The sequence below is a fragment of the Shewanella sp. 10N.7 genome (assembly GCF_020806285.1).
GTDB lineage: Bacteria > Pseudomonadota > Gammaproteobacteria > Enterobacterales > Shewanellaceae > Shewanella > Shewanella electrodiphila.
In genome coordinates this window covers 83144-109846 of record NZ_JAJGZS010000018.1, presented here as the reverse complement: position 1 = coordinate 109846, position 26703 = coordinate 83144, and the positions used below count along the sequence as shown (strand labels likewise).

The 26703-nt window shown below is 42.4% G+C and carries 22 protein-coding genes; 2 read left to right on the top strand and 20 right to left on the bottom strand.

Features of this window, described 5'->3' with window-relative positions; genetic code table 11:
- Positions 1 to 227: 227 nt before the first annotated feature.
- On the bottom strand, positions 228 to 2948 hold the full coding sequence (gene secA, locus LMH66_RS12870; RefSeq protein WP_229370505.1) for a preprotein translocase subunit SecA: 2721 nt from the start codon (positions 2946 to 2948) through the stop codon (positions 228 to 230).
- A 58-nt stretch (positions 2949 to 3006) separates the two neighbouring features.
- On the bottom strand, positions 3007 to 3906 hold the full coding sequence (locus LMH66_RS12865; RefSeq protein WP_102526858.1) for a M23 family metallopeptidase: 900 nt from the start codon (positions 3904 to 3906) through the stop codon (positions 3007 to 3009).
- Between the two features lie 27 nt (positions 3907 to 3933).
- Between LMH66_RS12865 and LMH66_RS12860 the strand changes: the two genes are divergently transcribed.
- The gene (locus tag LMH66_RS12860; RefSeq protein WP_229370494.1) at positions 3934 to 4386 is read left to right on the top strand and encodes a DUF721 domain-containing protein; all 453 of its coding nucleotides are present in this window, start codon (positions 3934 to 3936) and stop codon (positions 4384 to 4386) included.
- A 3-nt stretch (positions 4387 to 4389) separates the two neighbouring features.
- Here LMH66_RS12860 and lpxC read toward each other — a convergent pair whose 3' ends face one another.
- The 15 genes from lpxC to mraZ all read right to left on the bottom strand — a co-directional run bounded on the left by lpxC (position 4390) and on the right by mraZ (position 21601).
- Positions 4390 to 5310 (bottom strand): UDP-3-O-acyl-N-acetylglucosamine deacetylase, encoded by a 921-nt coding sequence (lpxC, locus tag LMH66_RS12855; RefSeq protein ID WP_102526857.1) that lies wholly within the window; start codon positions 5308 to 5310, stop codon positions 4390 to 4392.
- A gap of 206 nt (positions 5311 to 5516) precedes the next feature.
- Positions 5517 to 6698: a cell division protein FtsZ gene (gene ftsZ / locus LMH66_RS12850; protein WP_229370493.1), complete on the bottom strand. Its 1182-nt coding sequence runs from the start codon at positions 6696 to 6698 to the stop codon at positions 5517 to 5519.
- A 26-nt stretch (positions 6699 to 6724) separates the two neighbouring features.
- On the bottom strand, positions 6725 to 7960 hold the full coding sequence (gene ftsA / locus LMH66_RS12845; protein ID WP_102526855.1) for a cell division protein FtsA: 1236 nt from the start codon (positions 7958 to 7960) through the stop codon (positions 6725 to 6727).
- Positions 7961 to 8728 (bottom strand): cell division protein FtsQ/DivIB, encoded by a 768-nt coding sequence (locus LMH66_RS12840; RefSeq protein ID WP_371996878.1) that lies wholly within the window; start codon positions 8726 to 8728, stop codon positions 7961 to 7963.
- 177 nt (positions 8729 to 8905) lie between these two features.
- Positions 8906 to 10348: a UDP-N-acetylmuramate--L-alanine ligase gene (gene murC, locus LMH66_RS12835; RefSeq protein WP_229370492.1), complete on the bottom strand. Its 1443-nt coding sequence runs from the start codon at positions 10346 to 10348 to the stop codon at positions 8906 to 8908.
- Position 10349: 1 nt separating this feature from the next.
- Positions 10350 to 11438, bottom strand: coding sequence for an undecaprenyldiphospho-muramoylpentapeptide beta-N-acetylglucosaminyltransferase (gene murG, locus LMH66_RS12830; RefSeq protein WP_229370503.1), 1089 nt, complete (start codon positions 11436 to 11438; stop codon positions 10350 to 10352).
- Positions 11439 to 11446: 8 nt separating this feature from the next.
- A complete protein-coding gene (gene ftsW, locus LMH66_RS12825; RefSeq protein ID WP_102526852.1) occupies positions 11447 to 12661 on the bottom strand; it encodes a cell division protein FtsW in 1215 nt (404 codons plus the stop codon).
- Positions 12648 to 13973 (bottom strand): UDP-N-acetylmuramoyl-L-alanine--D-glutamate ligase, encoded by a 1326-nt coding sequence (gene murD, locus LMH66_RS12820; protein WP_229370491.1) that lies wholly within the window; start codon positions 13971 to 13973, stop codon positions 12648 to 12650. Before murD ends, ftsW begins: the two co-directional genes overlap by 14 nt.
- Before the next feature lie 6 nt (positions 13974 to 13979).
- Positions 13980 to 15062: a phospho-N-acetylmuramoyl-pentapeptide-transferase gene (gene mraY, locus LMH66_RS12815; protein WP_102526850.1), complete on the bottom strand. Its 1083-nt coding sequence runs from the start codon at positions 15060 to 15062 to the stop codon at positions 13980 to 13982.
- Positions 15063 to 16436, bottom strand: a complete 1374-nt coding sequence (locus LMH66_RS12810; protein WP_229370490.1) for a UDP-N-acetylmuramoyl-tripeptide--D-alanyl-D-alanine ligase — start codon at positions 16434 to 16436, stop codon at positions 15063 to 15065.
- On the bottom strand, positions 16436 to 18001 hold the full coding sequence (murE, locus tag LMH66_RS12805) for a UDP-N-acetylmuramoyl-L-alanyl-D-glutamate--2,6-diaminopimelate ligase (protein WP_229370502.1): 1566 nt from the start codon (positions 17999 to 18001) through the stop codon (positions 16436 to 16438). The genes LMH66_RS12810 and murE overlap by 1 nt, the downstream gene beginning before the upstream one ends.
- Entirely contained in the window at positions 17998 to 19734 is a 1737-nt protein-coding gene (locus tag LMH66_RS12800) for a peptidoglycan D,D-transpeptidase FtsI family protein (RefSeq protein WP_229370489.1), read from the bottom strand. The genes murE and LMH66_RS12800 overlap by 4 nt, the downstream gene beginning before the upstream one ends.
- A 57-nt stretch (positions 19735 to 19791) precedes the next feature.
- On the bottom strand, positions 19792 to 20106 hold the full coding sequence (gene ftsL / locus LMH66_RS12795) for a cell division protein FtsL (protein ID WP_102526846.1): 315 nt from the start codon (positions 20104 to 20106) through the stop codon (positions 19792 to 19794).
- A gap of 72 nt (positions 20107 to 20178) precedes the next feature.
- Positions 20179 to 21120, bottom strand: coding sequence for a 16S rRNA (cytosine(1402)-N(4))-methyltransferase RsmH (rsmH, locus tag LMH66_RS12790; RefSeq protein WP_102526845.1), 942 nt, complete (start codon positions 21118 to 21120; stop codon positions 20179 to 20181).
- Between the two features lie 22 nt (positions 21121 to 21142).
- Positions 21143 to 21601, bottom strand: coding sequence for a division/cell wall cluster transcriptional repressor MraZ (gene mraZ, locus LMH66_RS12785; protein ID WP_102526873.1), 459 nt, complete (start codon positions 21599 to 21601; stop codon positions 21143 to 21145).
- A 542-nt stretch (positions 21602 to 22143) separates the two neighbouring features.
- On the opposite strand from mraZ, the gene LMH66_RS12780 reads away from it, so the two are divergent.
- Complete coding sequence (locus LMH66_RS12780; protein ID WP_102526844.1) at positions 22144 to 22422, top strand: hypothetical protein; 279 nt, start codon at positions 22144 to 22146, stop codon at positions 22420 to 22422.
- Positions 22423 to 22451: 29 nt separating this feature from the next.
- On the opposite strand, the gene glpK is transcribed toward LMH66_RS12780, so the two are convergent.
- The 3 genes from glpK to leuD all read right to left on the bottom strand — a co-directional run bounded on the left by glpK (position 22452) and on the right by leuD (position 26684).
- Positions 22452 to 23936 carry a glycerol kinase GlpK gene (gene glpK, locus LMH66_RS12775; RefSeq protein WP_229370488.1) on the bottom strand — a complete coding sequence of 495 codons (1485 nt, stop codon included), beginning with the start codon at positions 23934 to 23936 and terminating at the stop codon, positions 22452 to 22454.
- Positions 23937 to 24197: 261 nt separating this feature from the next.
- Entirely contained in the window at positions 24198 to 25541 is a 1344-nt protein-coding gene (locus LMH66_RS12770; RefSeq protein WP_229370487.1) for an outer membrane protein transport protein, read from the bottom strand.
- Between the two features lie 537 nt (positions 25542 to 26078).
- Positions 26079 to 26684 (bottom strand): 3-isopropylmalate dehydratase small subunit, encoded by a 606-nt coding sequence (leuD, locus tag LMH66_RS12765; protein ID WP_229370486.1) that lies wholly within the window; start codon positions 26682 to 26684, stop codon positions 26079 to 26081.
- Between the last annotated feature and the right edge of the window lie 19 nt (positions 26685 to 26703).

The window sequence follows — 26703 nt, the reverse complement described above, 5'->3', positions numbered from 1 at the left end:
CGTGTCAGTGGATGCGCATTATAGGCAGATTCTGAAACACCGCAAGGGCTTTTTTGAATTAATTTCAATTATTTTAAATCTTTTGATTTAGCCACAAGCTAACCACTTATAATCCACAACGTTATCCACAAAACCAAAGATAATGATTATTTAATAGACTGATTTATAGGTATAAAAAAAGCAGCTGTTAATAGCTGCTTTTTAAAATACTCTTAAGAAAACCTTATTTAGGTCAACTTACCGTGGCATTGCTTGTACTTTTTACCTGAACCACATGGGCAAGGGTCGTTTCGACCGACTTTTTCCCCATCACGAATAACTGTTCTTGGGATTGCCGCTTCTGCTTCTGTGTTATCCGTTAAAGCTTCTGATGCTGCATGTTGATAGTCACGTTGTATCTTAGCTTCTTCATCACGACGACGCTGTTCCATTTCATCAACATCTGATTGAGCTTGTACTTGTACTTTAGACAGTACGCTAATGACATCAAGCTTCAGTGATTCCAACATTTGCTGGAATAACTCAAATGATTCACGCTTATACTCTTGCTTAGGATTCTTTTGTGCATATCCACGTAAATGAATACCCTGACGTAAATGATCCATTGCTGCGAGATGCTCTTTCCACAAACCATCTAAGGTTTGAAGCATAACCGCTTTTTCAAACTGACGTAGTACTTGTGCACCGACCATTTCTTCTTTAGCTTTGTATGCATCACTCCAACTCGTTACGATTCTTTCACGTAACGTTTCTTCGTGTAAGTCATCTTCTGTATCCAACCACTGTTGAATAGTCAGTTTCAAACCATACTCTTGCTCAAGACGTTGCTCTAAACCTGGTACATCCCATAACTCTTCAACTGATTGTTGTGGGATATATTGGTCAATGACAGTACTAACTACATCTTGTTCGATGTTTGAGATTGTGTCTTCAATACTTTCCGCATCCATCAACTCATTACGTTGTGAGTAAACAACCTGGCGTTGGTCATTAGCTACATCATCATATTCAAGTAATTGCTTACGGATATCGAAGTTACGTGCTTCAACTTTACGTTGTGCATTTTCAATAGCACGAGATACCCAAGGATGTTCGATGGCTTCGCCCTCTTCCATACCCAGTTTTTTCATCATGCCAGTGACTTTATCAGATGCGAAGATGCGCATTAAGCTATCTTCCATTGATAAATAGAAACGTGAAGAACCTGCATCACCTTGTCGACCAGAGCGACCACGTAATTGGTTATCAATACGGCGCGACTCATGGCGCTCTGTACCCAGAATATGTAAACCGCCTGCTGCAATTACTGCGTCATGACGTACTTGCCATTCAGCTTTAATTTTAGCGACTTGATCTTCTGTTGGATTTTTAAGCGCTTCTACTTCAACTTTCCAGTTACCACCTAACACGATATCGGTACCACGACCGGCCATGTTAGTTGCAATGGTCACTGTGCCTGAGCTACCTGCATCAGCAACAATTTGTGCTTCTTTTTCGTGAAATTTCGCGTTCAATACTGAATGTGGGATCTTAGCTTGCTTTAATAATGTCGCTAATAATTCAGATTGTTCAATCGATACCGTACCAACAAGTACTGGCTGGCCACGTTCACGACAACCTTTAATATCGGTAATAATCGCGTTGTATTTTTCAGTTGCAGTCAAATACACCAAATCAGCCATGTCATTACGAACCATTGGCTTATTCGTTGGTACTACGACTGTATCAAGTCCATAGATATGCTGAAATTCAAATGCTTCAGTATCTGCTGTACCTGTCATACCTGCTAACTTCTCGTATTGACGGAAGTAGTTCTGGAATGTGATAGACGCTAATGTTTGGTTTTCATTTTGAATATTTACACCTTCTTTAGCTTCTACAGCTTGATGTAAACCTTCAGACCAACGACGACCTGGCATTGTACGGCCAGTATGTTCATCAACAATGACGACTTCGCCATCTTGAACAATATAATCTACATCGCGTTCAAATAATGTATGCGCACGCAGTGCTGCATTAACATGGTGTAATAAAGAGATGTTTGCTGCGGAATAAAGTGAGTCGCCTTCATTTAGCACACCAAGCTCAATAAGCAGTTGTTCTACTTTTTCTTGACCGCGTTCAGTGAAGTGAACTTGTTTCGCTTTCTCATCAATACTAAAGTCACCTTCGCCAATCTCATCTTCAGTATCTTCTTTCTCTTGAACGATAAGGTTAGGGATCAGTGTGTTTACTTTAATATATAGTTCTGAACTGTTTTCAGCTGCACCAGAAATAATCAATGGTGTACGTGCTTCATCAATCAAGATTGAATCGACTTCATCGATCAATGCGTAATGAAGAGGACGTTGAACACGTTCTTGAGGAGAAAACGCCATGTTGTCACGAAGGTAATCAAAACCAAACTCGTTGTTAGTACCGTAGGTAATATCAGAGTTATACGCTTCTTTCTTCTCAACTTGACCTAAACCCGCAACGTTAATGCCGACTGTTAAGCCTAGGAATTCAAAAAGAGGACGGTTATTCTCAGCATCACGACCTGCAAGGTAATCATTCACGGTAATAACGTGAACACCTTTGCCAGTTAAACCGTTTAAGTATGCTGGGAGTGTTGCGGTAAGTGTTTTACCTTCACCCGTTCTCATTTCAGCGATACGGTTACTATCTAGTACCATACCACCCAATAATTGGACATCGAAATGGCGCATTTCAAAAACACGCTTTGATGCTTCGCGAACTGTAGCAAATGCTTCAGCCATAATCGCTTCTAATGTCTCACCATTTTCAATACGCTGACGAAACTCTTCTGTTTTTGCTTTTAGTTCTTCATCAGTCAGCTTTTCATATTCAGCTTCTAACGCATTTATCTTAGTTACAACTTTACCAAGGCCTTTCAAGGTGCGGTCGTTACGACTGCCGAATACTTTTGTCAGTAATTTGCCTAACATCTTAATCACTTATCTCTTGTAGGTTGAGCTCAATTGAGCGACTTAACCGAAAATGTTATTAACTAGCCTTGCGATAGACGAACTTTCGTGGATCGATTTGTTGTCCATTTCGCAATACTTCGTAGTGCACGTGGGGACCGGTGGACCGGCCTGTGCTACCCATACTGGCAATTTTATCGCCTTTGGCAACGACGTCACCTAGGTTTACTGACATAGATTTATTGTGTCCATAACGAGTGCGGTAACCATTTCCATGATCAATTTCCACAAGCCCGCCATAACCAAGCATATTTCCGGACCATGTAACCACTCCTGCAGCAGTTGCAATTACATCGCCGCCTTCCTTACCCGCAAAATCAATGCCTTTGTGCAATGTTCTACGACCATTAAAAGGGTCATTTCGTAAACCGTAGGGCGAAGATAACCAACCTTTAACGATTGGTCGCCCTGATATATAACGTTCTTTATCTATATGGAGATTAGTTGCCACGGTTTCAAGTAGTGACAGCTGAACATTATTATTATCAATTCTGGAGGCCAACTGCGACATGTCATCTAACAGTTGGTTGAGCTCTACACCTGCACCGATTTCACTTAGACCACCGACACCCACTTCGGTAGAAAAATCAAATTGATCTTCAAGTAAATTATTTTCGGCAACTTGCTGGCCTAACGCCTCTAAACGAGTAACGTTAGCTTGCATTCTCGCGACGTGGGCAACTAAGGTGCTTAATTGTGTTTCTGTCGCTTTTTTGAGATTCATGACTTGTTGTTTTTGCTGTTCACGCAACTTTTGATTTTCATCAACTTTAGTTTGCTGCGCAGCAAAACGATCGGCGCTCTGCTGGTAAAGACCAGTTCCTGCCGCCACTAAAAGGATAGGTAGAAGTAACCATCGTTTGCTAGGATGCCAACGTGTTACTCCATTTCGACCTTGAATAAAAACTGTTACACTCATAGCCTAACTCAGCCATCTTATTATCATATGAAAAAGCCCCCTCAAGATCTCAGTAGATTGCTACATCAATCGGGAACATTACCGGAACTCGCTGAGAAAGCAGAATTATTAAATCAACTGAATACTTACGTAAAACAGTGCTTAAATGGTCCTGTTAGTGAACAGCTAAAAGTCGCTAATCTTCGTCAGGGTGTTCTTGTTATTGAAACTACTTCGGCTGCATGGGCTGCTAGAATAAATTTCCAAAAGACCAAACTACTGCAACAACTTCAGGAAGAAACGCTTCCAATGCTTACCGCTATAGAGGTTAAAGTCAACCCAGGGATAGCAATTACGCCAAGTAAAGCACCAAGTAACTATGCAAAAATCAGCCCTGTAGCTGCAGAACACCTGCAGTCATTGGCTGATCACGTAGAAGGTTCACTTGGTGAAAAACTAAAACGGCTGGCTGCATTAGCCAGCCGTAATAGGCAATCTTAATTTTTACGCTAAAGATGTAGCGCCTGGCACCATAAAGCTCAGTGGTACATCAACTTCGTTTTCAAAGCTGACTAACTCCCAAGCTTCTTGCTGTGCAAGTAATGCCCTAACCAATTGGTTATTTAAAGCATGACCTGTTTTATATGCACAGAATTCACCAACAATCGCGTGACCTGCTACATATAAATCACCAAACGCATCAAGAATCTTATGCTTTACAAATTCGTCCTCATATCGCAGACCGTCAGGGTTAAGGACACGATATTCATCAAGCACAACAGCATTTTCCATGCTGCCACCTAGTGCTAAATTATTAGCACGTAAGTATTCGATATCTTGCATGAAGCCGAAAGTTCTAGCTCGGCTAATATCTTTAACAAAAGCAGATGTTGAAAAATCCATCACCATATGTTGTTGGCTACGAGAAATCTCTGGGTGATTAAAGTCAATTTTGAAATCAACTCTAAAACCTTTATAAGGCTTTAACTCAGCCCACTTATCACCGTCTTCAACACGAATGGTTTGATTGATTTTGATATATTTTTTCGCTACCGATTGTTCTTTGATACCTGCACTTTGCAGTAAGAAAACAAACGGACTTGCACTGCCATCCATAATCGGGATTTCAGGAGCATCAACTTCGATAACAGCGTTATCTATGCCAAGGCCTGCAAGTGCTGCAAATAAATGTTCGATAGTTGAAATGCGAACACCTTCATCATTCACTAATGCCGTACACATAGTTGTTTCACGAACTAGATTCGCTTTTGCAGGAATTTCCACTGCAGGCGTTAAATCTGTACGTCTAAGTACGATACCAGAATTGACAGGTGCGGGCATAATGCACAGAGTTACCTTGTTGCCGGAATGCAATCCGACACCAGTACTCTTCACCATTTTTTGAACAGTTCTTTGAAAAATCATTCAGTTACCCGTTTTAATCACTTTAAAATAAACATTCTTGAGCTATATATACTGAGTTAACCCAGTAAGCTGAGGCGGTATACTAACATAAAATTGTCTTTTCACAAAAAAGTACCCTTTAGAGTCTTTTTATACGCCTCTACTTACATAAGTAACATTCTATCAACATCTTAGCTTTTACAGATTTTCATTTTTACTTTCAGCGACTAATCAGCTTGCTTACGTAAAAATGCTGGGATATCTAAGTAATCACCATCAACACGTGCAGCAGGTTGAGCTGCTGGCTGAGGAGCTGGAACAGCATTTCCTGTCGGTGCTACATAGTTAGTCGTGATAGCTGGTTCTTCAGCTGGCTCAACTTTTGGTTCAATAACTGCAGCTGGTTCAGGACGTGAAACTGGCTTAGTCACTAATTGGATATCAGGCTTCTTCTCTGCGCCAATACCAGTAGCAACAACCGTTACACGTAGCTCTTCACTCATTTCTGGGTCAATAACTGCGCCAACAACCACGGTAGCATTATCAGATGCGTATGCTTTAACGTGGTTACCCACTGTTTCTAGCTCTTCAATACTGATATCCATACCTGCTGTAATGTTAACTAATACGCCGCGCGCACCAGCTAGATCAATATCTTCAAGTAATGGACTTGCCACAGCAGCTTCTGCCGCTTCTTCTGCGCGATCATCACCCGTTGCAACACCTGTGCCCATCATGGCATTACCCATTTCTGACATAACTGTTTTAACATCGGCGAAATCCACGTTAATTAAACCTGGACGAGTAATTAACTCAGCAATACCCTGTACTGCGCCTAATAACACATTATTAGCAGCAGCAAATGCATCCAACAATGATGTACCACGACCCAATACTTTTAATAGCTTTTCATTTGGGATAGTAATCAATGAGTCAACATGCTTTGCAAGCTCAGCAATACCTTGATCAGCAAAAGTCATACGCTTTTTGCCTTCGAAAGGAAACGGCTTAGTGACGACAGCAACAGTCAAAATACCTTCTTCGCGAGCAATTTCAGCTACAACAGGTGCGGCGCCAGTACCTGTACCGCCACCCATTCCAGCAGCAATAAAGATCATGTCAGACCCCTTGATTGCAGCGCGAATGTTTTCTTTATCTTCTTCAGCAGCTTGGCGACCCACATCAGGGTTTGCTCCAGCACCTAGACCTTTAGTGACATCACGTCCTAATTGAATAGTTGAGCCTGCACCTGATTTGCGTAATGCCTGAGCATCCGTATTCGTTACGATAAACTCAACACCTTCGATGCTGTGTTTAACCATATGTTCGACAGCGTTACCGCCACCACCACCGACGCCGATGACCTTGATCACCGCTTCGTCATTATGTGTGTCCATGATCTCAAACATTGTCTGATCTCCGTTAGTCTGCGTTATTAAAATTCACCCTTAAACCAGCTTTTGACCCGATTCAAAAGACTGGTAACCCCTTGACGTTCAGGGCGTTCGAACTGACGTTCGATTACGCGTCTGGCGCCATAATGAAGCAACCCTATTCCAGTAGAATAAACAGGTTGATCCACGTATTCATTTAACCCTTTTACTGGTAGCGGCGACGCTACCCTAACTGGCATGCCGAAAGTCGCTTCAGCAATATCAACAGCACCAGTAATTGACGCTGTTCCACCGGTTAATACTATGCCTGCGGCTATTTGATCTTCTAAGCCACAGTCAGTTAATTCTTTTAATACCAGTTCAAATAACTCCTGATATCTTGGTTCCACTACTTCCGCCAATGTATGACGTGACATGCTGCGTGAAGGGCGGCCACCGACTGATGGTACTTCGATGCTGTCTTCGCGGCTGACCATTGAACTTCTTGCACTGGCAAATTGCACTTTGATTTGCTCAGCATGTGTCAATGGTGTCCTAAAAATTTTAGCGATATCACTGGTTACCTGATTACCTGCTACTGATATCACAGCACAATGCCTCAGTGCACCATTGGTATAAACAGCAATATCTGTTGTGCCGCCACCAATATCAACAATACAAACACCTAAATCTTTTTCATCATTCGTTAACACAGAATCTGCTGACGCAATACCTGAAAAAACTAAGTCATCAACTGTTAAGCCGCAACGCTCGACGCTTTTGGTGATATTTTTTGCCATGTCGTTGGCGCAGGTCACGATATGTGCTTTCGCTTCCATTCGCATACCCGACATACCGATAGGACTCTTAATACCATCTTGAACGTCAATTGAATATTCTTGCGGTAACACATGAAGGATCCGTCTTTCAGTTGGGATCTTCACTGAGCGCGCTGTATGAATAACGTTATCAACGTCTTCTTGCGTCACTTCTTCATCGTTAATTGACACCATGCCATTTTCGTTCTGACATGCGATGTGCTTACCTGAAATACTTAAATACACAGAAGATACTTGGCAATCAGCCATTAACTCTGCTTGATCAAGTGCGCGCTGCACACTTTTTACAATAGAATCCAAATCATTCACGCCACCTTTATCCATTCCGCGCGAAGGATGATTGCCTAAACCGACCACGCTTATCTCACCGTCAGGTAGCACTTCACCAATGATCACTGCGACCTTGGACGTGCCAATATCTAGGCCTACGATAAGATTTCTTTCCTGATTTTTGGTCATTTAGTGTCGACTCTCTGTTTTAGTATCGTCCCAGCCAACGGCGACTCCGGTGTCATAGCGTAAATCGATCGTTGCTATTGGCTTTTGATTTCGTGTTATTTCAGGGTAAACATTAATAAATCTTTGTATTCTCGACATCTTATCTTCTCGTCCTAATTCGAGAAGAATGCCGTTATCTAATCTTGCATGCCATGCATGTCGTGGACTTAAACTTAAACTTGCCAGCTTAAAACCATTAATACTCAATAAATCAGACAATTGCTGATAACTAGTTAACACTTCAGAAGACATTTCTTCTGGGCCTGAAAGTACCGGCAATGTATTAATACTCGAATGTGATTCAGCTGCAAACACTTCGCCATTCACATTTAGCCAGTCATCTCCATTCCAATGTGCAACAACATGTTGCTCTTGCAAGGTCACTTTTAATTTTGCAGGCCACTCTCGCCTTACAGACGCATGATAGACCCAAGGTAATGCTTCTAAAGCTTGCTGTACTTCACCAACGTCGGCACTAAAAAAACTGCGTTCCATTAACGCCTGTAGCGCAGCCTGAATTTCAGCGTCCGAGGTATAAATTCGCTCGCCTTTTATCGCAACGGCATCTATCGGTAATGCATCAGCATCATTCAGTAATACATTAAGCTTAAGGCCAGCCCAAACAATGGTGAGTAATACCGTCAGTAAAAACAGTAACCCAGTGTATAAGTACCAATTGACTTCACTCAAATGGCCTTTTAACTGGCGAGCTTTATCACTCCACGCCACAGCTACTGTAACTCCAAACTGTACACTGTCACTTTCATTGGGCAATTCACCATTATATCTAGCATGCTGACTGTATTAAAGTTTATATTTACAAGCAGTTATAGTATAAAAATCAATCAAAACTCACCATTTCCCTGCGACTGACTCAAGCTACTTTTCAAAAACTATTTTTAAAACCTACTTTCTAAAACCAAGATTACTTGATGCCAGCGACTTTGACAGAGCACCAATATTACCAGCCCCTTGAGTCAGCAATAAATCGCCTTCTTGCAATACATCAGGCAATACATCAGCTAACAACTCTGGTGATGCAACAAAAATAGGGTCCACTTGGCCGCGTAATCTTATGGAGCGGCACAATGAGCGGCCATCTGCACCTGGTATCACGCTTTCACCAGCAGCATAAACATCTAACAACAATAAGCCGTCTACTTGCGATAAGACTTCAACAAAGTCTTCATACAAATCACGGGTTCTACTATAGCGATGTGGTTGATACGCCATCACTAATCGTTTATCTGGCCAACCCGCTCTTGCAGCTTTAATCGTTGCAAGTACTTCACTTGGATGATGACCATAATCATCAACCAACATCACCTTGCCATTAGCAGTATCAAATTCACCAAGGTGCTGAAAACGTCTGCCAATACCTTCAAATTCTGCTAATGCGGCGACAATAGCCTCATCATCAATATCATCCTCACTGGCTACTGCTATCGCAGCTAACGCATTTAGCACGTTATGCTCACCAGGTAGATTTAATACAATATCTAAATCATCACGGTTTTTACGACGAACACTAAACTGGCTCTGGTGTCCGACTTGCTTAAAGTTAAGTGCTTGCACATCAGCAATGTCACTAAAGCCGTAAGTGACCACTTGTCTGCCCACTCTTGGCATAATTTCTTGTATCACTTCATCATCGATACACATTACCGCAACGCCATAAAAAGGCAGGTTATGTAAAAAATCGACGAAGGTAGTCTTCAACTTTTCAAAATCACCACCGTAAGTGTCCATATGGTCAGCTTCGATATTGGTGATAACACTGACCATAGGTTGTAAATGTAAAAAGCTCGCATCACTTTCATCTGCTTCTGCAATCAAATAGCGACTTGTCCCAAGACGAGCATTCGTGCCTGCACTATTAAGCAAACCACCAATAACAAATGTTGGATCTCGCTCTGCTTGGCCATAAACGCTAGCAATTAAGCTTGTCGTTGTGGTTTTACCATGAGTGCCCGCAATCGCGACCCCATGTCGGTAACGCATAAGCTCTGCTAGCATTTCTGCACGGCGTACAATCGGAATTCGACGCTCTTTTGCAGCTATGATTTCAGGGTTTTCTTGCTCAATTGCTGTCGATACCACCACAACATCTACATCAGCAACGCTTTCAGCCTGATGGCCAATAATAATCTTCGCGCCTAAGTTCGCGAGCCTTTCTGTCACGCTATTAACAGCAATATCTGAACCACTAATTTGATAACCTTCATTTACTAATACTTCGGCTATCCCGCCCATTCCAGCACCACCTATGCCGACAAAATGGATTTTCTTAATCCGTCTCATCTCAGGGATCATGCTACGTAATTGGGCGTACTTCTCTGTTTTAGTCATTTCAATCCTTTCGTGCTAATTCAGCACAAATACTCGCTACACGTTGGGTTGCATCTAACACTGCAACACTTCTGGCTTGTTGTGCCATCTCTGAAACAACGTGTCTTTGTTCAGCAAAGAGGGTTAATTTCTCAGCTAAATTATCTGCGTTTAATATGGTCTGCGGTAATAAAAATGCCGCACCGGCTTCTACTAATACTGAAGCATTCTTTGTTTGATGATCGTCAACTGCATGGGGATAAGGCACTAAAATACTGGCTCTTCCCACCGCGGCTAATTCAGAAACCGTTAATGCTCCCGAACGACAAACAACAACATCAGCCCAGCGATAAGCGGCTTCCATGTCATCTATAAATTCTGCCACATTGACACTGGCCGCTTGACCCTTGTCTTGGTAATGGCTTTTAACGGCAGGCTGATTTCCTTTGCCTACCTGATGCCATACCGTAATTGAGTGCTGTTGGCTTAATTGCCCCACAACATCTGGCATAACATCATTAAAAATTTTGGCGCCTAAGCTGCCTCCCACCACTAATACTTTAAGTGCTGAGTCATCACACACTTTCGTCGTTTGTCCTAATTCGATTAACTCTTGTCGAATTGGGTTACCGACTACCTCTGCATTCGTTGCAGGTAAAAATGTATTTGGAAATGCACACAACACTTTAGTAGCTATGCGCGATAACAACTTATTGGTCATTCCAGGTATTGCATTTTGCTCATGCAGCACTAACGGTATGCCCGACAACTTTGCCGCTACCCCGCCAGGCCCACTGGCAAATCCACCCATACCAATAATCACATCAGGTTTAAATTCATTAATGAAAGCTTTTGCTTGCATAATTGAACGCAAAATCTTAAAAGGCGCAGCAAGCTTTCTAATAATGCCATTGCCACGAACGCCTTTGATGTCTATAAACTCAATATCAAATCCATGTTGAGGCACTAAGCGTGCTTCCATACGGTCAGCGGTCCCTAACCAACGAACTTGCCAACCTTTTTTAGCCAATGCTTTTGCCACTGCTAACGCCGGGAATACATGTCCACCCGTGCCGCCAGCCATCACCAATAACTTGGGTGCATCTGTTATATTAGGGCTCATTTCTTTATTCTCCCTTGCACCGCCTGCGTCAAACTTAGCCGCCTTTCATAATCTATGCGTATCAATAACATGACTGCAGCCGTCATGACCCACAAACTACTGCCACCATAGCTAATAAAGGGTAATGTCAGACCTTTTGTCGGTAACATACCAATACTCGCGCCTACGTTGACAACGGTTTGGAAGCAAATCCAAATGCCGATGCCGTAAGCTAAGTAACTTTCAAATGGGCGTTGAATACTCAAACACAAGTTGCCCAATCTAATTGCTCTAAAAGACACAAAAAATAATACGGTTAGCACACAAACGATGCCTACAAAACCTAACTCTTCGCCGATCACAGCAAAAATAAAATCAGTGTGAGCCTCAGGCAGGTATGACAGCTTTTGAATACTATTACCTAAACCTTGGCCAAATATATCACCGCGTCCGTATGCCATTAATGACTGAGTTAATTGATAACCACTACCAAATGGGTCTTCCCATGGGTCTAAAAATGACGTTACACGCCGCATCCGATATGGCTCAAACACCACTAAAAATACAAACATTGCGATACCAAAAAATATCAGTACCAAAAAGTCCATAATTCGCGCACCCGCCAAAAACAATAGGCTTACGGTACATACGAAAAGCACCACCACAGTACCTAAATCCGGTTGGGCAAGAATCAAAAATGCAAACAGTAAAAACACAAAAATTGGCTTATAAAACCCTTTACTGTTCTCCCTCAACTCACCATGTCGGCGCACCAAATATCCCGACATATAAATAATAAATACAAATTTGGCTATCTCAGCGACTTGGATCCTTACAGGCCCTATCGCCAGCCACCGTGTTGCGCCATTCACCGTGGTGCCTACAACCAGAACAGCCACCAACATCAACAACACTAGAAGTACTAAATAAGCGCTATAGCGCTCCCATAACTTCAATTCTATGTTCAGTACCGCATAAGCGATAACTCCACAGCCCATCAAATATGCAACGTGGCGATATATGAAATGAAACGGGTTATCTGTCAACTTTTGCGCTTCCGGCATAGAGGCTGACATCACCATGACAAAGCCAAATGTAATTAGCCCTAAAACGGCGACAAATAAGCTTCTATCATACAGCTGATCACCTGGCGACGTTTCAGACAGAATGTCCGGCCAAGACCTTTTCAGGACTTGTTGGAATAAGCTAAGTTGTTGCTCACCCCTCGCCATCTTCAATCTGCTCCACTAATTGCTTAAAGTGATGACCTCTTTCCATGAAGTTCTTATACATATCGGTGCTAGCACAAGCTGGAGACAATAAAACGATATCCCCTGAAAAAGTGATTTCAACCGCTTTAGCAACCGCTTCTTCTAGGTTTTTAACGATAATACTGTCAGTTTTTAGTGCCGCAATTTTAGATCCGTCTTTACCGAAGGTGATCACTTGGGTCACATTACTCAGTGAAGCTTCAAGTTCTTTAAAATCTGCGCCTTTGCCTTCGCCACCTGCAATCAAAATCAAGTCACCTAAGTGATCACTCAATCCATTTAATGCCGCAACGGTAGCCCCTACATTGGTCGCCTTCGAATCATTGATATAAGTGACACCTTGTTTTAGGCCAACCATTTCACAACGATGCTCTAAACCAGCAAAGTTGGATGCAATCTCAACCATGGTATTCTTATCAATGCCACACGCATCTGTTAATGCCATTGCAGCTAATAAGTTAGCCTGATTATGACTACCGATTAAGCTGACTTCATGCAGGTTCATTATTTCACTTTCGCCGTGCAATATTTTACCATCGGCAATACCCCACTCATCTCCTTCTGGCACCCCTAAACCAAAGGTATTTTGATTTGTTGGCTCGTCAGGAAAAGTCAGTGCATCGTCACGATTGAACATCACAAAACGGCTCTGTTGATATAAACGTAACTTAGCTGCGCGGTACGAATGAATATCGTGATATCTATCCATATGATCTTCACTGATGTTCAAACACGTCGCCGCGATGCAATTTAAGCTGTGAGTTGTTTCTAATTGAAAACTCGATAGCTCTAACACGAAATACTCAGCATCTGTTGCTAATAAATCCAACACTGGAATGCCAATATTGCCACCTACCGCAACCTTTTTACCGGCGGCTTTAAGCATGTCGTACACTAATGTCGTTACCGTTGTTTTACCGTTTGAGCCCGTAATAGCGACAACACAAGGGCCTCTATCAGCGACAGCTTGAGCAAACAGTTCAACATCGCCAATCACTTCAATGCCCATATCAATTGCAGCGCGAATCTCTGGCGTATCAACCGCAATGCCAGGGCTGACAATAATGTGTTTTGCTTGTACCAAATAACGACATACAAACCCACCTGTCAGTAGCTCAACATCAGGAAATTCCTGTGCTAAGGTCTCTCGGCCAGGTGGCGTTCGTCTGCTATCCATCACCAATGGTGTAATACCTTGGGACATCAGATAACGCACAACAGATAAACCTGTTGCACCTAAGCCCAAAACAATATGCGAATAGCTTGATTGCATTACTAACTACCTTAACTTAAGCGTTGCCAGTCCTAGCATCACTAGGAACAACGAAATAATCCAAAAGCGAACAATCACTCTTGGTTCTGGCCAACCTTTCAATTCGTAATGATGGTGAATCGGTGCCATTCTAAAAATACGCTGGCCGCGTAATTTGTATGAACCCACTTGTAAAATCACCGATACGGTTTCCATAACGAAAACGCCGCCCATAATCACTAATAACACTTCTTGGCGCACTAATACTGCAATGGCACCGAGTCCAGCGCCAAGTGCTAACGATCCGACATCGCCCATAAATACTTGCGCAGGGTAAGTGTTAAACCACAAAAATCCTAAACCCGCACCGACTATTGCAGTACAGACAATCACTAGTTCACCTGCATCAGGTAAATGTGGAATATGTAAGTAACTGGCAAACTGTGCATGCCCTGATAAATAGGCAATCAGTGCAAATGCTGCTGCAACCATGACTGTAGGCATGATTGCTAAACCATCAAGACCGTCGGTTAGATTTACCGCATTACTCGCACCCACTATGGTGAAATAAGCCAGTACGATATAAAGCAAACCTAATTGCGGCATGACATCTTTGAAAAACGGCACAACTAACTGCGTCTCACCAGGTAATGTCGCCGAACTGTACAAGTAAAATGCCACAGCCAAAGCTGCAATGGATTGCGATGCATATTTCCAACGCGCAATCAGACCTTTTGAATCTTTCTTAACCACTTTAAGGTAGTCATCAAGAAAACCAATACCGCCAAAGGTACCTAATACAAACAGCATCACAATGACATATCGATTGGATAAATCACCCCACAATAAAACACTGACAAAAATCCCTGCGAGTATCAGCAAACCACCCATTGTAGGGGTACCGCGTTTACTAAAATGAGATTCTGGGCCATCATTTCTGACGACTTGTCCTATTTGCAATAACTGCAATCGCTCAATCAGTTTTGGACCAAACCATAAACTAAAAATAAGACCTGTCATAAGCCCTAAAATGGCTCTTAAGGTCAGATAAGAAAATACATTAAACCCACTGTAAAACTGGGTTAAATACTCAGCTAAATAAGCCAGCATCTAAACAAACTCCCCGCGCCTATTGGCATTTAATAACTCTTCGACCACAGTTTCCATCGCTGCGCTTCGAGAACCTTTTACTAAAATAGTTACTTGATCCGGCAACTGATTTATCTTTTCCTTTAATGCTTGAGCAAGGGAATCCGAGTCACTAAAGTGCTCAGAACCAAATGCTTTACTTGTCGATTCAGTCAGTTGACCACAACAGAACAGATCGTCAATCCCAGCTAGTTTGGCTTGTTCGCCAACCTCAAAATGCAAAAGGGCGCTATTGTCACCTAATTCGCCCAAATCTCCCAGCACTAAACACTTAAAACCTCGAGTTTGTTTTAACCAGCTAATCGCGGCATCAACAGACGTCGGGTTTGCGTTATAACTATCATCAACCAATAAAATACGACCCATTTTATGCGGCACCATACGACCTTTAACAGCTGTTAACGCACTTAACCCCGTCACAATGTCTGCGACAGGGATATTGAGTGCGATACAAATGGCGCTAGCAGCTAGTGCATTACTTACTTGATGCAAGCCAGCTAATGGAAGTTGTACTGGGTAAGATTGACCTAAAACCACTAATGAAAACTGATAACAGCCGCTATCATCAGCAATAATATCAACCGCTTTAATATCAGCATTGACGTTTTCAGAAACTGAGAAGCTAAGTTGCTTAAATGCTGCCGCTTTAGTTGCCATAAAATCTGCAAAATCATCGTCAGCATTAATAATGGCTGTACCGTCTGGATTTAGGTGATTAAATATTTCTGATTTAGCTTGGGCTACACCTTCAATTGAACCAAAACCTTCAAGGTGAGCGCGGCCAACATTATTCACTAATGCCACCTGAGGCGTCACTAAAGATGAAGTATAATTAATTTCGCCCTGATGGTTAGCACCCAACTCAAACACACCAAATTCATGCTCTTGCGCTAATCTTAATAAGGTTAACGGCACCCCGATTTCATTATTAAAATTACCAGCAGTAAACAGCACTTTGTGATGCTGAGACAAAATTGTTGCGACGATTTCTTTCACGGTAGTTTTACCGTTAGAACCTGTTAGTGCTATCGAATATGGGTTCACTTGTTGGCGCACATAAGCACCGATAGCCCCCATCGCCTTTTGGCTGTTTTTGACAATTAGTTGAGGAATGTCGACATCCAGCTTATGTTCAACCAGTAATGCTTTAGCACCGTTTTCAATCGCTGTTGCAGCAAAACTATGGCCATCAAAGCGTAAACCTTTTAACGCAACAAAAAGGCTATTAGTGTGCATTTTTCGGCTGTCACTGGTGACGTCGTCAATAATAAGGTCAGTACCCACAAGTTGAGCATCAAGCTCAACAGCTAAGGTTGATAATCTAATATCAATCATCAAAGGCCTCCAGTGCTAACAAGAGGTTCATCTGAGGCTTCATTGCCACCTGTTAATTGCATCGCTAAAGCGCGTTCATCGTAATCAATTCTGCTACCAGCAACTTCTTGATATGTTTCATGACCTTTACCCGCTAATAAGACAATGTCGCCAGCTTTAGCTAATTGCGCCACGGATTTAATCGCATTAATTCTATCGACTTCAGTCAATGCTTGCTCTGGATGCGTTAATCCTGCAACCACATCATTGATAATACTCATCGGCTCTTCACTGCGGGCATTATCACTCGTCACCATCACTTTATCAGCAAATTGTTCAGCAGCTTGAGCCATCAAGGGGCGTTTGCCCGTATCGCGATCGCCACCACAACCAAACACGCACCATAAGGTGCCTTGGCAATGGATGCGCAGTGCTTTCAAAGCATGCTCGATGGCATCAGGTGTATGAGCATAGTCAACCACTAATGTTGGGCCATTAGCTTGATTAAATCGCTCCATGCGTCCAGCTACAGGCGTTAAATGCGGCACTAATGAGAGTAACTCGGCCATCAGACCATCTTGGGTAGCTAAGATGTTTTCAGTACCTTGCAAATACAGTGCGCCCAGCGAAGCAACAAGATTTGATAGATTAAAGTCACCTAAAAGAGGCGAAGACAACTGACCTTTCAACATTACTGAATTACTGTCGTAGATATCTTCAGGATAATAAAAATCGCAGGTCACACCCGCATCATTGAAATGCATATTGTCAGTATAAAAACGCGCTAAAGGATGCTTTTTAAGGCTAAAGCCGAATATGTTGGTCGATTGCAGCGCTGTAAACCATTGTTCACCAACGGCATCATCAAGGTTCAGTAAACCATTTTTGATACATGGGAAATTAAACAAGCGTTTTTTAGCAGCGCCATAAGCGTCCATGTCACCATGATAATCAAGGTGATCGCGGCTTAAATTAGTAAATACTGCCGTGTTAAAAGGTACAGCTTCTACACGACCTTGCACTAAACCATGACTAGACACTTCTATCGCGCAGGTGTTGACGGTTTGCTGCTGAAACTCGTGTAGTTGACGCACCAAGGTAATGGCATCTGCTGTAGTATTGCCACTATCAATCAAGCTTCCCCAAACACCATTGCCTAATGTGCCCATAACAGCCGCTTTTTGCTGTTTAAGGGTCACAAGCTGAGCAATAAGCTGACTCACTGAAGTCTTACCGTTAGTGCCAGTGACGCCAATAATGGCCATCTCAGAATTTTGTAACGGGTATAGCTGTGCTGCCACTGCAGACAATTGACGGCTCAGTTGAAAAAAGGACACCAATACCGCGCCCGACTCATGGTAATTAACCTGACCATGCTCATCAGGATTGTCAGTATGAATTAATGCACCTAAAGCACCTTGCGCAATTGCTTTATTAATGAACTGGCGACCATCAACTTGATGACCTGGTAATGCCACAAATAAACAACCTTCACTAACGTCTCGGCTATCTAGAGTCATCGTTGAGACCGACTCACGGCCAGCATAATGAAACCAAGGGGCTAATAAATCACTAAGTAGCATTATTCTGCCCTCCTAGCGATTGCGGCCAGTTCAACTTTTTCTTTCTCATTTAATGGCTCAACATTGAGCATTTGTAATGCTCCAGACATAATTTTTGCAAACGCAGGGCCAGCAACATCACCACCATGATAACGATCACCTTTTGGCTCGTTCACCACAATTGAAATCGCTAAACGCGGGTTATGTACCGGTGCTACACCCGCAAACAATGAAACATAATCATCGCCATAACCACCGGCGATAGACTTACGGCTTGTACCTGTTTTACCTGCTATAGGGTAACCATCGATATGAGCTTGAGTGGCTGTGCCACCTCTTTCGGTGACGCCTAACATCATTTCCATGACATATTTCGCCGTCTGCTCTGAAATCACTTGTTCACCACGAGGCGCTTGCTTTAGTTTTAAAATCGATACGGGGTACAGAACCCCGCCACTGCCTAAGGTTGCATACATTCTTGCTAACTGTAGTGGCGTTGCCGTAAGGCCATAACCATAAGATAAGGTTGCGCGTTCAAAATCAGACCAACGGCGGCGATCATGTATAAGACCAGCACTTTCACCAGCAAGGTTAATACCTGAGTAATTGCCTAAGCCCATTGATTGGTAAGTGCCCAATAATTCTTGTACTGGCATTGATAGCGAGACTTTACTGATGCCAACGTTACTGGATTTCACGAGGATCTTATCTAGAGTCATATTGCCGTAATTGATCGTATCGCGGACCTGTCGTCCACCTACACGCATCCAACCAGGAGAGGTATTAATTAATTCATCACGTTCAACCGTGCCCGCTTCTAATGCAGCAGCAACCACAAATGGCTTCACAGTCGAACCCGGCTCAAACGTATCGGTTAATGCACGATTACGCATACGATATGACTGTAAATTTTCACGTGAATTAGGGTTGTAAGATGGTGTATTGACCATCGCAAGCACTTCACCAGTAAGCACATCAAGTACCACCACTGAACCTGAGGTGGCTTGGTTAATTTCTGTTGTACGTTTAAGTTCACGATAGGCTAACTGTTGAATACGCTGATCAATGCTGAGCACTAAATCATTAGAACTTTCGCCTTCTTCAACAATATCTAGTCGTTGAACCACTTTACCATCGCGAGATTTACGCACCTTCTGCTTTGACGGTGTGCCTGTTAACCAGCTGTCATACGCATTTTCAATGCCTTCAATTCCCACGTCATCAATGTTAGTCAGGCCGACAAGCTGAGCAGCAGTTTCACCTGCTGGGTAATAACGGCGCGATTCAGACTTTAAATAAATACCGGAAATTTTTAATTGCTTAATGTATTCAGCAACTGCTGGAGTGACCTGGCGCTTCAGGTAGATAAAACGACGCTTGGGATCGCGCTGTACCTTACTCACAATTTTATCGACGGGTTCATGCAACACATCAGCCAGTGCTTGCCAGCGGCGCATGTCTTTGAACGCATCTTTATCATGGGAAATTTTAGGATCAGCCCAAACGGCACGAACTGGTACGCTTACCGCTAACATTTCGCCATTACGATCAGTAATTAAGCCACGTTGAACCTGGTTACTACTGGTTCTTAAGGTACGCATATCACTTTCGTGACGTAATTTATCAGGTTCAATAATTTGAATATAAGCCGCTCGAGCAATCAACGCCGTAAATAGAAGCAACACAAAGCCAACCACAACGAATAATCGCCATGGAATTAGCTCTGGGTTTAACTTACGTTTGGCTTGTCTGCTCATAGTTATATTCGAGTCACTTACCCAACAATCCTTATTTAATGAAGTCTCTCACTCAATTTACTGCAACCGAATAACCACTTCTTCTTTTGGTAACGGTCGCACCATTTTTAAATCTTTAGTGGCAATCCTCGTCACACGGCTATGTTCTGATTTAGATTGCTCTTCTAACAACAAGTTACGCCATTCAATATCTAACCTATCGCGCTCTTGTAATAGATGATCCATTTGTGAGGTTAATTTGCGCGTAGCATGGCTGGTATAGACCACCCCAACTGCATTACTCAGTACAACTATCGACATTAATAAAATCCACTTATGTCGCCAGATATCGGCAAGCACAATACGTGATAATTTTATCGATGATTGCCCCAAGTTAACCCCATTTTGTTCTTTATATGGCCGAGTTAAACACCGTAAAATAGTGCTTAATGTTCAATTTTAATATTAGTAATCAAGACGCTGCGCAACACGTAACACCGAACTACGTGAACGTGGATTTTGCTCAATTTCAATATCCGAAGGCTTCATGGCCTTACCGATTGCTTTCAGTTTTCTTGATTTATTGATTTCAGCTTCAGTGATAGGCAGGCCATGTGGCACGCTCTCACCTTGGCTATTCTTACGAATGAAACGTTTCACCATTCTGTCTTCTAACGAATGGAAGCTGATCACTGATAAACGTCCTTCTGGCGCTAATACAGAAACAGCACCTTCTAGTGCTTGTTCAATCTGCTCCAGTTCGCTATTGATATAAATACGAATAGCTTGGAACACTCGCGTAGCAGGATGTTTATTACGCTCTTTATTTTTAGTAATTCGCGCAATTAAATCGGCTAAATCTTTAGTTCTTAAAAACGGTGTTTCATCACGATCTGCAGCAATACAACGGGCAATATGGCGAGAGTTTTTCTCTTCACCATAGGTTCTAAAGACCCATGCCATATCTTCAATTTCTGCTTTGGCAATCCACTGCGCTGCCGTTTGACCTTGGCTATTATCCATACGCATATCTAATGGGCCATCACGTAGGAAACTAAAGCCACGCTCAGCATCATCTAATTGAGGTGATGACACACCTAAATCAAGTAACACACCATCAATTTTGCCTTTAAGGCCAAGCTCAGTAACGTAATCCGCTAACTGGCCAAATCCACCATGAACAATTTGAAAACGTGGATCGTCAGCAAACTGTTTCGCAGCTTCAATCGCTTGCGGATCGCGATCAATTGCTATTAAACGACCGTTTTCACCGAGTTGACTCAGCACATGCCTAGAATGACCACCACGTCCAAAAGTGCCATCGATATAGATGCCATCTTCATGGATATTCAAACCATCAACGGTTTCTTTCAGTAGTACAGATAAATGGGCAAATTCTTGGCTCATCAGACTCTTCTTAATTGGTTATTTATAATGAAAAATTCGCTAATCTTTCATGGCTAGCGAGATCTTCAGCTTGGATCAACTCATGGCTTTCATCCATTTGTACCTGCCAAGCTGCTTCATCCCACAATTCAAACTTATTCAATAAGCCCACCAGCATGGTTTTCTTTTGTAACCCTGCATACTGTCTTAAAGCTGGCGGAACGAGCGCACGTCCATTGCCATCTAACTCACATTCATGAGCGTGGCCTAGTAATCTTCGTTTCATTGAACGTTCAACTTTGTCGGTGTCAGATAGTTGCAGTAACTTCGCCTCTATCAACTCCCACTCGTGGATCGGATAGATCAATAAACAATGTGATTGGATATCTACCGTGATAACAACAATGCCTTCGTGCTCGGCGCGCAAGGATTCTCGGTATCGCATTGGAATAGCGATCCGACCTTTTGCATCCATATTTATCGCACTAGCACCCCGAAACACTGCCATCGATTCCTATTAATTGTTATTAAAATTCCCACAAATATCCACAATTCCCCACAACCCTTAAGTTTAGGGATACAACACAAGTATTGTCAAGGGATGAGAACATTAATTAAATCCAGTTCTGAAGCGGGTTAGCAGCAAATTATAATTAGGTTGTTTCAGGTGGAGAAAAGTGGCTTTTAGACGGGTAAATGAACGAAACCATAGACATAACAGCATTCATATCAGTAATAAATGTGGGGAATATGATCTAAATTGTGACTATTTTCATATAAAAATAACAATAGGGATCGATCTCAGCAGATTTATTTATTAATAAATATCCATCCAATGTGTGATAGGTCACTTTTAACGTATAAATTGTGCCAGTCATTTAAGGTTGACTGCCAAATTGTTATTAACAACTAGACTGTGACTTTTATCGGGCTGCTACTAAGCGTACTATACTAAAATAGATTAAATAATAATCAGCAATGGCCGATATAAAGTTAACAGCCAGTCCGTTTCAGTAAAACAACTATCGCAATAAGGAGGTCAACATGAGTTTAGATAGCATATATGCCATTGTCGCTAGGCCACCTAGACAAGTTGACGGTGTGAAAAGAAAGGTAAACAAAGTTGGTAATAGTGACTCTATTGCTGCTGACAGTCATGAAGATCCACAATCACAACTGCCCGCAGATAATCCATCAGTGAAAAAACAGTCCACAAAAGCACAATTAGCTCGAGAGCAATCGATTCAAGAGCACCCTACTCATGAGCAATCTGCTCAAGATGCTGATTCCCCTTATATCAAGCACATTGATATCGAAGTGTAGCCATACCCCCTTAATTGATATCATTAATCTTATGCTGACATGGTTTGTTTCACTGCCTTTTTCCACCCCAAATAAAGTTGCTCTCGGGTAGAGGATGGCATTTGAGCGCTAAATTGTTTATCCGTCACAGCGATATTTTTAAGCTCATCAGTTGATTGCCAAAACCCAACCGCCAAACCCGCTAAAAATGCGGCGCCCATTGCGGTAGTTTCAGTCACTTGGGGACGGATAACATCAACATCACTGATATCAGCCTGAAACTGCATCAAAAAATCATTGGCCACAGCGCCGCCATCGACTCTGATTTGTTTCAGTGCGACACCCGAATCTTGGCTCATCGCTTCAAGTAAATCCTTACTTTGATACGCTATTGCCTCTAATGCCGCACGTATAATATGACTTCGGTTAACGCCTCGGGTTAATCCAACAATGGCCCCTCGGGCATCGGCATCCCAATATGGTGCACCTAGCCCAACAAAAGCGGGCACTAAATACACCCCATTAGTATCCGAGACTTTATTAGCAAAATACTCTGTATCTTGTGCATCTTGAATTAAGCCCATTTCATCCCGCAACCACTGAATAACCGCGCCGCCCATAAAGACAGCACCTTCCAAAGCGTAATTCACCGATAAATCAGCACCAATACCAATCGTAGTTAATAAGCCATGGGTCGACGCAACGGCTTTGTCGCCAGTATTCATCAGTAAGAAACAGCCAGTACCATAAGTATTTTTTGCCATACCAGGCTCAAAACACAGCTGACCAAATAAAGCAGATTGCTGATCGCCTGCCATACCAGCCACGGCAATCTCGCCACCCGCAATACTCGTTGTACCGTAAACCGCACACGATGGTTTCACTTCAGGTAACATTGCACGGGGAATACCAAAGGCATTTAACAGTTTTTCATCCCATTGCTGCTGATGAATATTGAATAGCATGGTACGAGATGCATTTGTTGGCTCAGTGACATGGACTTTTCCTTTGGTGAGTTTCCACACCAACCAAGTATCAATTGTGCCAAACAATAAATCTCCCGCTTCAGCCTGTTCCCGCGCGCCTTCAACATTGTCTAATAGCCACTTAATTTTACTGGCCGAAAAATAAGGATCTAACACTAGGCCTGTTGATGACTTAATATCATCTTCTAAGCCATCAGCTTTAAATTGCTGACAAATGGCTTGGCTACGACGACATTGCCACACAATTGCATTGTGAATAGGTTTACCCGTGTGCTTGTTCCACACAACTGTCGTTTCGCGCTGATTAGTAATCCCAATAGCCGCAACATCATCACCACTGATCCCCGCCCTTGCGAGTACTTCAATTAATGATGAACTTTGTGAAGACCAGATTTCCATTGGATCATGCTCAACCCAGCCTGCTTGAGGATATATTTGAGTAAACTCACGCTGAGATACTGCCACCATATTGGCTTTATGATCGAAAACAATGGCTCTTGAACTGGTGGTACCTTGATCGAGCGCGATAACATATTTCTTTGAATTCATTTTTTGCCTTTCAATACCGAAGGTGCATTGTAATTAATGCTAGCACCATGTTCACTTCATCATAATAAGTTAAGACGGATATCGACTAATCACAAGTCACTTGTAACAACACGATTATTAATATGATGAATTCAACACTCCATAATAGGTAACTAACCACACAACTCAGCATACGACTCACCATAGAATGCGGAATTTAGCGCAATAAAAAGCCCCGCAATTGCGAGGCTTTAAATGAATCTAGCGTAATGGGCTAACTCATTACATTTTGTAGCTAAGTTGAATACCCGCTAACCATACGTCAGCTTCAACATCGCCGCTGTAGTTAACCGACGCTAAACCCAATAAATCTTGTGTTTCATTGATTGGCGCATCACCGATACCTTTAAGGTAAGTCACAGCAAAATCAACGGTTAGGTTTTTAGTCGCTTGGTAGCCTGCACCCGCACTGAACCATAAGCGGTCAGAATCAGGAATCGTTGTCGAACGGTATTCGTCTTGAGCAGCGCCTTTATCTAAAGCCATACCACCACGCACTAACCACTTGTCGTTAAGTTGATAAGTCGTGCCTAAAGCAAAGCGCCAGTTGTCTTTAAAGTTTTCTTCTTTAACTAAATCAGAATCAAGGTCGCCAGTCGGCTTGTTTTCGCCAGGGAAATAAGCCACTAACTCTTCAAAAACGCTCCACTGAGTCCAGTTAACACTGGCGTGCATTGCCCAGTTGTCAGTGAACTGATGATGAGAAGCTAACTCAGCAAAAGCAGGTAGCTCAATCGGTAAGTAACCTTCGATGTAAACGTCTTGGCCGCCATCATAAAGTAAACCTGAAGCCTCGCCATCAAGTTCTAACTCAACACCGCTATGATAAGAAAAACCGACACGGTGAGTTTCGTTAATCTGCCAGCTAGTACCTAATTGCCAGCCAAACGCGATATCATCCCCTTCCATGTATTTAAGGCTTGCACCAGCATCAGGCAACATTGGCGCTAAATCAGGTACAGCTTGCTTAACACCATCAATCCAACCTGGCATTGATGCGCCAACATGCCCTTCACCATAAACAACACGTAGACCTGCACCGACACTGAATGCTTCATTGATTTTGTAAGCAATGTTCGGGTTGAATTCAACCGTGGTAATGCCGGTTTCTGAGCCAAAAATTGCAGCTGCATGGTTAGCATCTAATTCTGTTGCTAATCCATAATTAGAGTTAACAGCTAAACCCCAAGTCCACTGATCATTCAGCTGATTTGAGTAATAAAAATTTGGCACTACAGCGTTACCAGCAATATCGATAGCATCTGCTGGCACCATAACAGGAGCGTCACCTAATAATGGAGAAGAAATACTGACATCACCCATCACATCAACATTTGGCATCACGTAAATCGCACCACCAGAAAGCTGACGACCTTCAAGGTACGTTAGCATTGCAGGGTTTCTTGCTTGAGCCGCAGCATTATCAGCCATAGCAGCTTCACCAGCAAAAGCACGACCTAAACCAGTCGAAGAATATTCAGCTAACTGGAATCCAGCAGCATTCACTTGAGTCGTTGCCCCGAAAAGCATGGCACTAACGGCCACAGTCAATATTGTCTTTTTCATTATTAGTCTCTGTTTATAGCAAATCTTATGTTTGCCTAATCTCTTACATCATTAGAGCAATTGCTCAACTTGAAATCGCGGCAAGTTTACTGATGCAGAATAAATTTACAACCAAAAGCCTTAAAACAGAGTAAATAACTACAATTTGATAATTAAGAAACATTTTAAGTGACGTGCATCACACAATTTTTAATGAAAATGATGCGTTTTCAAAAAATTATTCGCTAAACTTGGTGCGATACAAAAACAAAACAATAGTTAAACTGTTATTTTTCATATAGATATAAAGTTAAAAATGTAAAACACTGGTTCGCTTAAACTGCCAGTGAATTCAGCTAAGCTTTTAACAAAAGACACCAATACAAATATTAAACCTTTAAATACAGTAAGATAAAGTACAACTATTTTATGATACCAATAAAAAAGCCTCAACTGATAGCAGTAGAGGCTTTGTCTAATATAATCTTGGTACACGTGTACGCTCAATATTCCATTTTATAATGGAATGACTTTTAAAAGCGTATTTAAGTCATGAAACTAACCACACCAAGCTGGAATAGCGGCTTCATATTCAGTAATTGCTTGAGCATATTCAAGCGTTAAGCCAATCGCATCTAATCCATTTAATAGTTTATGTCTTGCTGATTCTGCAATAGTGAAACTAAACACACTGCCTGACGGTGAAGTCACAGTGAGTGATTCTAAGTTCACCGTAATCTCCGCACCTTCACTCGCCTCCACTTCAGCCATGAGCTGATTAACTTGCTCATGGGTAAGTTTGACAGGCAACAAACCATTGTTGATTGAATTACCGTAAAAAATATCCGCAAATGTCGGTGCAATAACCACTCGTAAACCGAAATCTGCTAATGCCCATGGCGCATGTTCACGACTCGAGCCACAACCAAAGTTTTCTTGTGCTAAAAGGACTGACGCACCTTTATAGCGAGGTAAATTCAGCGAAAATGTTGGGTTATCTTGCTCACCCGCTTCATCTAAATAACGCCAGTCATGGAATAAATGCACTCCAAAACCGTCGCGAGTCACTTTCGATAAAAACTGCTTAGGAATAATTTGATCGGTATCGATGTTGGCACTATCAATAGCAACCGCTAAGCCTGTGTGTTCTGTAAAAGCTTGCATCTGTTTGTCCTTTTGCTTG

What these genes read in the sequence shown, in the direction of transcription:
- ftsW (WP_102526852.1), bottom strand. Translation starts at nt 12,661, where the DNA reads ATGGCGAGGGGTGAGCAACAACTTAGCTTATTCCAACAAGTCCTGAAA.
- LMH66_RS12780 (WP_102526844.1), top strand. Translation starts at nt 22,144, where the DNA reads ATGAGTTTAGATAGCATATATGCCATTGTCGCTAGGCCACCTAGACAA.
- LMH66_RS12770 (WP_229370487.1), bottom strand. Translation starts at nt 25,541, where the DNA reads ATGAAAAAGACAATATTGACTGTGGCCGTTAGTGCCATGCTTTTCGGG.
- mraY (WP_102526850.1), bottom strand. Translation starts at nt 15,062, where the DNA reads ATGCTGGCTTATTTAGCTGAGTATTTAACCCAGTTTTACAGTGGGTTT.
- leuD (WP_229370486.1), bottom strand. Translation starts at nt 26,684, where the DNA reads ATGCAAGCTTTTACAGAACACACAGGCTTAGCGGTTGCTATTGATAGT.
- LMH66_RS12810 (WP_229370490.1), bottom strand. Translation starts at nt 16,436, where the DNA reads ATGATTGATATTAGATTATCAACCTTAGCTGTTGAGCTTGATGCTCAA.
- secA (WP_229370505.1), bottom strand. Translation starts at nt 2,948, where the DNA reads ATGTTAGGCAAATTACTGACAAAAGTATTCGGCAGTCGTAACGACCGC.
- ftsZ (WP_229370493.1), bottom strand. Translation starts at nt 6,698, where the DNA reads ATGTTTGAGATCATGGACACACATAATGACGAAGCGGTGATCAAGGTC.
- LMH66_RS12860 (WP_229370494.1), top strand. Translation starts at nt 3,934, where the DNA reads ATGAAAAAGCCCCCTCAAGATCTCAGTAGATTGCTACATCAATCGGGA.
- lpxC (WP_102526857.1), bottom strand. Translation starts at nt 5,310, where the DNA reads ATGATTTTTCAAAGAACTGTTCAAAAAATGGTGAAGAGTACTGGTGTC.
- glpK (WP_229370488.1), bottom strand. Translation starts at nt 23,936, where the DNA reads ATGAATTCAAAGAAATATGTTATCGCGCTCGATCAAGGTACCACCAGT.
- murC (WP_229370492.1), bottom strand. Translation starts at nt 10,348, where the DNA reads ATGACTAAAACAGAGAAGTACGCCCAATTACGTAGCATGATCCCTGAG.
- rsmH (WP_102526845.1), bottom strand. Translation starts at nt 21,120, where the DNA reads ATGAGCCAAGAATTTGCCCATTTATCTGTACTACTGAAAGAAACCGTT.
- murD (WP_229370491.1), bottom strand. Translation starts at nt 13,973, where the DNA reads ATGCAATCAAGCTATTCGCATATTGTTTTGGGCTTAGGTGCAACAGGT.
- LMH66_RS12865 (WP_102526858.1), bottom strand. Translation starts at nt 3,906, where the DNA reads ATGAGTGTAACAGTTTTTATTCAAGGTCGAAATGGAGTAACACGTTGG.
- LMH66_RS12800 (WP_229370489.1), bottom strand. Translation starts at nt 19,734, where the DNA reads ATGAGCAGACAAGCCAAACGTAAGTTAAACCCAGAGCTAATTCCATGG.
- ftsA (WP_102526855.1), bottom strand. Translation starts at nt 7,960, where the DNA reads ATGACCAAAAATCAGGAAAGAAATCTTATCGTAGGCCTAGATATTGGC.